Here is an 11,052-nt window from a genome sequence, read left to right as displayed (position 1 = left end):
ACAGCGCGAGCAATACGTAGTGAAATTTAAAATTTTGCGGCGCCGTAAATTTGAAGCGCTTTAAAATTTTAACTAGTCGTAGAATTTGCGGCACTTTTGGAATTTATCAAATAAAATTTTGAGCTCCGCGCTGTATAAAACACATAAATTTCAAAGTAAGAGAAAGATGAAATAGGGCGGCGGAATTTTATTGCCGTCGAATTCTGCTGCAAAATTCTAGCCGTGCGAGATTTCACGGAGAATTTACCGCGTCAAAACTCTACGGCAGAGCGGTAGCAAAATTTTAAAATTTAGCTCGCATTTGCGGCGTAAAATTTTGCAACCGCCCGCACCGCAAATATCGCTATTTTCAGACCGCCCCTGATCGCACTGCCACATAGCCCGCGCACAGCTCGCAAAAAAGCCCCAGGCAACCACGCCTCTCAATCGCAGCTTCAAACCCCGCTACCGCCTGCGAAATTTAGCGAGCCGCAAAAAATCGCGGTAGCGTCCGCGTCGCAAAAATTTACAAATCGCAAAATTTACAAAAATCGCGCGGCAAAATTCTTGCTTCAGCAATCCGCTAAAGAAGCCGGGGCGGCGGCGCGCCAGGCGTACGCGAGGAGCGAAATTCTTACCCAAACGATCCACCCGCGCTAAAATAAAATTTAAAATTTAGCGAGCAAATTTCGCCTACTTCACCAGCCCCGCTTCCCTTAAAAAGCAGCTCGGCTCGTAGCTAACTTTTCTGATCTTATCGAACTTAGCGTAGCTTAGCACCAGCTCGTCGCGCGCTCTGGTAACCGCCACGTAAAATAGCCGCCGCTCCTCCTCCAGGCTGCCGCCCATCGCCATTAGCTTGAGGTTCGGGAAGCGGTTTTGCGCCAGATCGATGAGATAGACGCTGCAAAACTCAAGCCCCTTGCTTGCGTGCACGCTGAGCAGGTTTACCCCCTCGCCCTCGCTCATCTCCTTTGCGCCCAGGGTTATGAAGTTATAAAAGCTCTGCGGATCCGCGTATTTGCCGGCGATCTGCTCTAAAATTCCGCATTTATCATAGATGCGAGCGATCTCGTCCTTCTTGCGATCCTCATCTATCTTGCCGTTTTTCAGCGTCGCACGCTTTGTCGCGATAAAGTCCGCCACAAGGGCAAAAAGGCGCGAGTTTTTGATCTGCGAGATGAGCGTAGCAGACCTTGCAGCCGAGCCGCTTTTTTTAAAAATTTTATAAATTTCGTGCAAAAATACGGCGCCGCCCTCGGTAATTTTATTGTGTTTTAGAACCGGGTGCGAGCGAAAAAACTCGTCAAATTCTAAAGCTTCAAAGCGCGATACCGAGCCGATGATATCCACATCGTCAAAAAGCCCGAGCTGATAGTTTTTCCTCTTTTTTTCAAAAATTTTAACGCTCTCGTCGGGGCGCAAAAGACCTGCGTGAATACTTCCGTGTCCAAGCGCGATTAGTGCGTCGAAAAGCTCCTTGCTCAGCGCGCTGCCGACGCCTCTTGCGTATTCGCACGTACTCATAAATGCCATCATATCTTTTGGGTTTATTATCATCGCGAAGATGTCCGTAAAGGCCTTGATTTCGCGGCTTTCAAAAAAGCTCACGCCGCCTTTTCGCTTCGCGCCGATACCGAGCTCCTTAAGCGCGACCTCGACGCCGTCGGCGCTGGAGTTGTTGCGAAAGATGACGGCGATCTTTTCGCGCGGGGTGGTGCTTTGCGCGATCTGCGCGGCTACGTGGGCGTATTGCGCCGCCGTATCGTCGTAAACATGCAGCCTAGGCGCGCTAAATTTTCCCTCGCGGCCCACGATCAGCTTCTTTTCGTAAAGGCGCGGATTGTTCGCGATGACGCGATTTGCAAGCGCCAAAATCGCCGAGCTTGAGCGGTAATTGATATTCAGCGCGTAAATTTTAGCGTCCGCAAAGCGCTTGCCGAAGCTGCCGATGATGTCGATGTTTGCGCCGTTGAAAGCATAGATGCTCTGATCAAAATCGCCGACGCAAAAAAGGCTTTTCGTCGCGAAGGCATCTATGAGGCTTCCTTGCAGCGAGTTCGTGTCCTGATACTCATCCACTAAAATTTCATCAAACCGCAGCGGCGCGCCCTTTCGCAGCTCATGGCGCATTTTTAACAATACGTCGTTGAAATCCGCGTAGTTAAATTTCGCCTTTTCCTCTTCAAACTCGCGCAAAATGTCTGTGTAAATTTCGGCAAATTCCGCCTGATCCTCGTAGTTTTTGCTAAACCACGTCTCAAAATCCGCGCTCATCTCCTTGTTTTGATACAGCGAGTACACGTCGTACAAATATGCCCCGCCGTAGGGGCGCGCGTCGCTTACGTGATAAAATTTGCGCTTTTCTACGAGGCTTTTTAGCAGCGTCTTTAGCTCGGCAGGCTGCTTTAGGATCACGCCTTTGCCCAGCTCGCGAAGTAGGGCGTAGGATACGGCGTGAAAGGTGCCCGCAACGATTGCGGAGGTGATTTTTTTATCAAAATGCCGCTGCAGCCTCGCTATCATCTCGCTTGCGGCCTTGTTCGTAAAAGTAAGAAGCAAAATTTTTCTAGGGCTCGTGCCGAGATTTAGCAGATGAGCGATGCGCGCGACGATGGTGCTGGTTTTGCCCGTGCCTGCGCTTGCGATTACTAGATTGTGCCCCGCAGGAGCGGTTGCTGCGGCGTATTGTTCGGTGTTTAGCTTAGCTAGAGCGTCCAAGATTATTCCTTTGCAAAAAGGCGCCATTATAGCCTAAAATCATTAAAATTCTTTGATATAATTGCGCGATGAAATTTCTAAAATTTATAGTAAAAATCGCGCTATTTTGCGCGTTTGCATTCGCTGTGTTTTTGATCCTAGACGCGCTTTATCCACTAAATTTGGATATGCTAAACAAGCAGAAGAGTAGAATTTTATATGACCGAAACGGCGAAATTTTAAATATGCAGATCAGCGACGATCAAATTTGGCGCTTCTACGCGAGCGCGGACGAGATACCGCTGCGGCTAAAACAAAGCGCGATATACTTTGAAGATCGGTATTTTTACTACCATTTTGGCGTTAATCCCGCCTCGATCCTGCGCGCGGCTACGTATAATTTTACGCAAAATTTTACTAAAAAAAGCGAGGGCAACGTCGAGCGCGTCGGAGCCTCGACGATTACGATGCAGGTTGCGCGTATGATGCGCCCCAAACAGCGCAGCTACAAGAATAAAATCATCGAAATTTTTAACGCCTTTCAGCTGGAGTGGCACTTCAGCAAGGATGAAATTTTAGGAATGTATTTCAACCTCGTCCCATACGGCGGCAACATCGAGGGGGTCAAGACCGCGGCGTATTTTTACTTCAAAAAGGACCTGCGCGAGCTTAGCAACGCTCAAATCGCGCTTCTTAGCGTGATCCCGAAAAACCCGAACAAAAACCGCCTGGATCGCAGATCAAACATCAACGCGCTTAAAAACCGCCTAATTTCGCAGCTGCGAGAGGGCGGCGTGATCTCACAGAGCGAGTATGAGCGCGCCCTCGCGGAGCCGTTTTCGCCCAGACGCTACGCAGCGCCCAATTACGCGCCACATTACGCACTGCTGGCGTTTAACAATTATAAAATGCAAAATTTTACCGCTAAAGATGACGTAAATTTCACTCAAAATTTAGAGCAGGACGGCGCGCCCGGCGCGACGACAGGGCAAGTAGGCCCATCTGCGCGCAGAGCCGCGGCAGAGGCAGAATTAAATTTTTCGGACGCGGCGAGCGCCGAATCAAGCTTTACGGCTGCGGAAAGTGGTAAGCCGAATTTATCTGGCTCCGTGAGTGCGCAGGTGGGAGTGGATTCGAAAGAAATGAATCCCAAAGAGGCGGATTTTAAAACGGATGCTCCGAAGAGTTTAAATTTAGGCGGAACGAACTTAAATTTAAACGAGCGCGAAGGCGCAGAATCGCAAGCAGGCGTAAAACCGAACGAACCGAAAAGCACAAAATCAAATGAACGAAAGGGCGCAAATTTAGATGAGCGGCGAGATTTTATTGATGCCACACATCCGTCGCAAAACTCGCAAAATCAGCAAAGTCTAAATTTAAACGGGCAACGAGGCGCTGCGTATTCGCCGCAGAATTTTAGCGCAGATGCAAATTCAAATAAACGACAAACCGAGTATCCGCCGCAAAATACGAGCGCGGATATAAATTTAAACAAGCGGCAGAATGTCGTCGGTACCGCACATCCGCATCAAAACTCGCAAAACCCACAAAATCTAAATTTAAATAGTCGGCAAGATACCGCGCATTTGCCGCAAAATTCGCAGGCAGATGCAAACTCTAGCGAGCGGCCGAGCGTAAATTTTAGTGTGCAGACGGATTTCGTTTCAGACGCTAGTGCGCAGACGCATTTCGCTTCGTCGAACGCTAATGCTCAGACAGATTCTACTCCGGGCGCCAAAATACAGACAAATTCCATTTCAGGCGCCAAATCGCGAGCAAATTTCGCTTCGGACACTAAGGTGCAAATAAATTCCGATCTAAACGCCAAGGCGCGGGAAAATTCCGCAAACTCTAAAGCGAGCGCGCAGTCCAAGGAGCAAACTGCGCTAGCGCAGGAGCTTGCGCGTCTAAACGAGGGTAAAATTTATTCGAGTTTGGATCTGAAAACCCAGATCGCGCTTGAGGGTTTTTTGAAAAGCGAGATCCTCTCTCTACGCGATAAGGGCGTTAGAAACGGCGCTGCGGTGCTTATCGACAACGAAAGCATGAGCGTGATCGCCTATGTCGGCAGCCACGATTTTAGCGCCAATGAGGGGCAAAACGACGGCGTGCGCTCGCAAAAAAACGTAGGCTCGACGCTCAAGCCCTTCATCTACGCCAAAGCCCTTGAGCACGGGCTCATCACCCCTTCAAAAAAGCTGATCGACGCGCCGATAACCTTCGCAGGCTACGTTCCTCGCAACTACAACCAGGGCTTTTTGGGCGCGGTGAGCGCGACCGACGCGCTAAGCCTTAGCCTAAATATCCCCGCGGTAAAGCTAAATTTAATGCTTGGTGACGACGGGCTGTATGAGATGCTTAGTGGCGTGCATCTGGCAGAGTTTAGCAAGGATTATTACGGTGCAGGTATCGCGCTTGGCAGTATTTCGATGAGTCTAATGGATCTTGCTCGCCTTTACAGCGCGTTTGCAAACGGCGGCAAGCTGCGGAAGCTCGAAATAGCGGGCGCAAAGATCGGCGACGATACTAAAATTTTAACCCCGCAAAGCGCCTACATCGTAACGCAGATGCTAAGAAACGCGCCGCGCTCCTATCTCGGCTCGGTGTGGCAAAACACCCTAAACGCGCCACCGTTGATGTTTAAAACGGGCACGAGCGCCGATGCGCGCGATCTCTACACCGTCGCGCTTACGCCTAAATTTACCCTCGGCGTCTGGCTGGGAAATTTCGACGGCTCCAAGACTAGGGATCTTAGCGGCGGCGTGAGTGCGGCGAAAGTAGCGTTTAATATGTTTGCCTTCCTCGATAAATCGAGCATGCTGGGCGAGGCGGAGTTTGCGCGTCCTGCGGGCGTGAGCTTTCGGCGGGTATGCACCGACGCGTACCGCGAAAAGGAGTGCGCTCAAAGCGCCGAGGATCTTACGATCGATGGAGTTGAGCCTAACGAGGAGTGCGAAATTTACGGCACGAGCGAGCTTTTTTATCTGCTAAAACATGGGCTCGTCGATCCGCAAAAGGTGCGCGCAGGAAGGTGCGCGGCTAAATTTGCCGCCGTAAAGCCCGTGCTAAACGACATCAACGCCAAAACCTACGAGACCGGCGCGGACGGCTTCTTGCGGCTTAAGGTGCAGTGCACGGCGGTTTTCGGCGAGCGGGTATATATCAGACTAAGCGGCGGTTCGCGGGAGTTTATAGCGCTAAATTCCACTGCGTTTACGGGGGAGAATTCCGCGGATTTGGATTTCGAGCATTCTAGCACGGCGCAGCAAGATAATTTAAAGCAAAATTTTTCAGAACAGAATTCTGCGGTACAAAATTCTATGCGACAAAATTTAGCGTTACAGAATGTAAAATCACAAAATCTTACGAAGCAAAATTCTGTAGAATGGAATTTTATAACTAAAAATCCAGCCACACAGAATTTGGCGTCGCAAAATTCTATCTTGCAAAATTCTACAGAGCAAAATTCTACAGAGCAAAATTCGGGGGCTCAAAATTTCACAGCGAAAAATTTCACAGATCAAAATTCCTCGCAGCAAAATTTTGTGGCACGCGATTTCACCACGCAAAGCCTAGCGCCTGCAAATTCTAAAGTTAAAACGGGAGAATATTTTGCGCGCACTAATGGCGAGGCTTTTACGCTAAGTCTTGGCGCAGGGGATTTCGAGCTTGGCTGCTTGGATGAAAATGCAAATTTCGCTAAAGCAAATTTTAGAGTAAATGAAAGAAAATAAAAGGTTAATTTGTATATAATTTCGTAAAATTTTTGCAAAGGAATTTTATGAAGACAAAACTACTAAGCGCAGCGCTATTTTGCGCTTTGTCTAGCTTTGCCGCGGGCGTAGAGATCAAATACGCTAGCGGGGCTTACGAGATTAGCGGGGTGGACGGCAGTGGATTTAGCGTCACGCAAAAGCAGATCTTAAAATGCACTCCCAAAATCACGGGCACCTACGAAAGCGTGAGCGAGAGCTCAATCAGGCTCTATCCTAAGCCGATGCTTAGCGCCGGGGTTAATTATTCGTGCGAGGCGCGCGGGGTGCGCTTTGAGTTCGAGACAGAGCCTTTTAGCACCGAGCATATCGCGCTTCTGCGTCCGGGGCTAGTGGCAATTAAATTTAATGATGCGGTTAGTAAGGACGCACTACAGCAAGCGACTAGAATTTACCGCGCGCAGAATTTAGCCCAAAACGACATATCCTACGAGCTTAGCTCGCACGATGATCGGAATTTTTTATTCAGCTTCGATCCTAAGGCACAAAACGTCGTATTACAAATAGAATCTCTCACCTCAAAAGCGGGCGCAAAGCTGCAAAATCCGGTGGAGCTGCGCACGGACGAGGAGCCTTTTAATGATAGCATTAACGCTTCAAATTTAAGCGGCGTGCAGATCCGCCCCGCGGCTCTAAAAGACGGCTCGCTCGCGGCTAGAGTGTGTTTCCCTAACTATATGGACGAGCTGTCCGCCAAATACGTAAGAATCGCAGGCGTGAGTAAATTTAGCCTCACTCAGCCGCGATATTATTATTACGACGAAGACGAAGAGGATGGCGAAAGCGACGATCCTTCATGCTACTACTATGCAGATATAGTAAGCGACGAGTTTATGCCGAATAAAAGCTACGAGATTAGGCTGCTAAAGGGCTTCGGAGATAGCTCATATATTTTGCGTGACGAGATCAAGCAGAGCGTAAAAATGGGCGACAGGCTGCCTTTCGTAGCCTTTAGCGATGAGAAAAATTTTATCCCAAAATCCGCTTCGTTAGCTTTTAAAAGCTCAAACGTAAATGAGGTTAAAATTTCGATTGCTAAAGTTCCTGAGCAAAATTTTAGGTATTTTTTAAACTTTGAAAGCAACGAAGATAGTGTAGGTGGGTTAGCTAGCGAGATCGCGGTTAAGAGCTTTGATATAGGAGGCGCTAAAAACGCCGTCGCGGAGCATAAAATCGCGATGGATTTTAAAGGCTATGAGGATGGAATTTATAAAATCACGGCGTTTTACAAAGTGGGCGAAAAGATGCAAGAGGTTTCGCGCGTAGCCTATCTTAGCGACATTACGGCTCAAGTGGTGCTACTTGAGCGCGGCGCGCTAATTTATACTTCTAGGCTTAGTAATGGCGAGGAGCTAAGCAGAGCAAAGGTTAAAATTTACAGCGATAAAAACGAGCTAATCGCGGAGGATAAAACGGACGGAGATGGAATTTTAAGATTAGAAAATATGGAAATTCTAGCTAAAAACCCGCGCTCTATCGAGATTAGTAAGGGGGATGAGCATGCGTTCGTGCTATTTAATAACGCCGTAGCAAGCGTAGAGAAAACGATTACTGCAAAGCGTCCGTTTGTTTATCTTGCAAGTGAGCTGATAAGCCCGAATGAGCGGCTTTTAGGCACGATCGTGATGAAAAATCGCGATTTTAGCTCTTTAAAAAATACGCCGATTAAATTTAAAATTTACGATCCTAGCGGCACTGTGGTCATCACGCGCGCGCAAAACACCGATGAGTTCGGCAGCGTTAAAATCGACGAGCTGATGGGCGAGAAAAGCGGCACTTACCGCCTAGATCTCATCTATGAGGACAAAATCATCGCTTCTAAAAGCTTCAGCGTAGAAAATTTCGTCCCAAACCGCATTAAAAATGAAATTCTCACTGCCAAAGATGAATACGGCGCGGATGAGATCATAACTTTAAAGCTAAGCTCAAACTATCTTGCAGGCGCGCCGGCTGGAGATTTGAAAGGCTCGCTTGAAGCAAACGCCTATGAAAAAGAGCTGAAAATTAAAGGCTACGAGGGCTTTTCGTTTCTAAACGATCGCTTAAAGAAAAAGGGCGCTACGCAGCTTCGTAGGGCAGAATTTACGCTAAGCTCCGCCGGCAAAAAAGAGCTTGCACTCTCGCCGGCAGCAGCTGATCTAAATGTCTCTAACGCCATAAATATTCTACTAAATTTCAGCGTAACCGAGGAGGGCAAAAACGTAAGCGCATATCGCAGCCTGAGCTATCTGCCTTATGATCGTATCGTAGGAATTCGCGCGAGCAAGGATTTTATTTCAAGCGGCGATAGCGTAAAATTCGGCTTTGCGCTGCTAGATTCCAAAACCAAAACCGACGTCAAAGGCAAGATCGACGTTGAAATTTACCGCGACGATTTTACTTACGTTTATGACGGCAACAGATACGTTGAGCAAGAAAGCTTTAATCTCGTAAGCGCCGTTAGCACCGATGCGCGCGAGTTTGAGTATAAATTCCAAAACGGCGGCAATTATCTAATCGTCGCAAACGATTACTCAAGCGGCGCGAGTGCTGGCGTGCGCGTGGACGTAAGCGGCTGGGGATATTATGGACGGGTAAACGCTAAAGACGTACAAAGCGCTAAAATCAAACTCGCAAGCGACAAGGTTAAAGCTGGAGATAAAATTAAAGGCGTCATCAATTCGCCGGTAGAAAGCGGCGTGCTAAATATCTCGCTCGTAGGCGAGCAGGTTTACGACTATAAAATTCTATCCATAAAAGGCGGTAGCGCGGAATTTGAGCTTAGCGTGCCGGAGAATTTCGTCGGCGGACACATCAACGCTGTAATCGCGCGCGCCGCGACACCCACTGCGATGCCGCTTAGAGCCTATGCAAACGTGCCGGTGGCGCTAGATGCGAGCTCGCACAAGGCTAACGTGCAAATCCTAGCCGAGAAAAGCTACAAAAACGGGCAAAACGCGCAGATCAGCGTAAAAAGCGAGCCAAATTCAAAAGTCATACTCTACGCAGTCGATCTTGGAATTTTAGATATCGTCTCACAAGAGGAGCTTGATGCATTTAAGGCGTTTGACGTTAGTGCGTATTTTGCGCTGCGATACTTTGACATTTACGATGATCTTAGCGTGTATCAAACTACTGCTAAAGAGCTAAGCTTCGGCGGCGACGGCGTGATGGCGAAAGCTAAACGAAATTTAAGCCCGGTCGAAAATAAAAAGCAGAAAAAATTTATCAAAATGCTGATCGCAAAAGCAGACGCAAACGGCGAGGCGAAATTTGAGCTTGCGATGCCGAAAAATTTCAACTCTACGATCCGACTAAGCGCCATGGCTATCGGAGAGGCGGCTACGATCGGCTCGGCAAACGTCGAAGCTAAGGTCCGAGACGACGTGATCATAAAGCCCGCCGATCTAACCTACATGGTGCGAGGCGATGAAATTTCCGTGCCGCTTACGCTCATCAATACGACTGATAAAGAGCAAAAGGCGGTCTTAAAAATCAGCTCATCTCCTTCGGTTGCTATAAGCGGCGGCGAGGCAAATTTCACGCTCAAACCGCTTGAGGTCAAGCATACGAACTTCACCGCGAGCGCGCTTGATATAGGCGATGCGAATATTAAATTTGATCTTGACGCAAACGGGCAGAAATTTAGCAACGACGTGGAATTTGACATAATCAGCCAGTTCCCGCGCTCGAAGCTATTTCACGTAAGCCATGGCGATAAGCCGGTAACGCTCAAAATCGATCCGAGTTATAAAGAAATTTATACTCACATCAGCGCTACGCCTAATGCTTTTAGCCTAGCGGACGAGCTATATCTCTATCCTTACGGCTGCACCGAACAGCTTGCTTCAGGAATGATAGCGGTTGATTATGTCGCACGCAAAGACTCCAATAAAACCTTAACCAACCGCGTAAACGAGTATGCAAGTAGAATTTTATCTCGCCTCAAACCTAACGGTGATTTCGGCTACTGGAGTGCTCACGGCGTTACTAATTACTACGCTTCAATTTACGCAAGCGACGTTTTACTAGAGCTTGATACGCGCTATAAATTCCTTAGCAACAAGCAAAGATCGCTGATATTTAGCGCCTTAAAATCAGACTACGAAGATCAAGCGACGCTTCGAATATACGCGGATTTCGTGCTAGATCAATACGGCAAACTCGATGATGATGAGATAAATTTCGTTTACGACAACGGCCTTTATGACAACTCGCCGATGGCTCGCATCGCTATGGCTGCGATACTTAAAAAGCACAATATGACGACCGAGTTTAACTTCATGCGTGAAAAAATAAACCAAATGGATTATGACTACGCCGAAGACGGAGCGGGCTTGACGTTTGCTAGCGACATAAGAGACGCCGCTTTTAAGCTCTACGCATTCGGCAAGGTTGGCATCAAAGATGATAGCACGGCTCGCACGGTCGATGCGATCATTCGCGATCTAAAAAATATAAACAATACGCAGGAGCGAGCAAGCGTAATACGCGGATTTGATGAGTATTTTAAGGATTCGAAAAAAGAAGCCCATTTTGCATTAAAATACGACGGCGAGGCGAAAAATTTCAATTCGCCGCTGGATACCAAACTCGCGGTTAAAGACGGCGCGATAGAATT

At 48.1% G+C, this 11,052-nt stretch carries 3 protein-coding genes; 2 read left to right on the top strand and 1 reads right to left on the bottom strand.

All coding sequences use genetic code 11. The annotated features are described in order from the left end of the window. Nucleotides 1-672 precede the first annotated feature (672 nt). A complete protein-coding gene (locus Q0605_RS00785) occupies nucleotides 673-2,727 on the bottom strand; it encodes an ATP-dependent helicase (protein WP_298703394.1) in 2,055 nt (684 codons plus the stop codon). Nucleotides 2,728-2,768: 41 nt separating this feature from the next. Here Q0605_RS00785 and Q0605_RS00780 point away from each other — a divergent pair, with 41 nt between their 5' ends. Together Q0605_RS00780 and Q0605_RS00775 are read left to right on the top strand one after the other, a co-directional pair. Continuing rightward, nucleotides 2,769-6,413, top strand: coding sequence for a transglycosylase domain-containing protein (locus Q0605_RS00780; protein WP_298703393.1), 3,645 nt, complete (start codon nucleotides 2,769-2,771; stop codon nucleotides 6,411-6,413). A gap of 47 nt (nucleotides 6,414-6,460) precedes the next feature. Then, nucleotides 6,461-11,052: alpha-2-macroglobulin family protein (locus Q0605_RS00775; RefSeq protein ID WP_298703391.1), on the top strand; the 4,592-nt coding region annotated here is incomplete at its 3' end.

Source organism: uncultured Campylobacter sp. (genome assembly GCF_938017705.1).
Taxonomy (GTDB): Bacteria; Campylobacterota; Campylobacteria; order Campylobacterales; family Campylobacteraceae; genus Campylobacter_B.
This window is presented reverse-complemented; position numbering and strand designations above follow the sequence as displayed.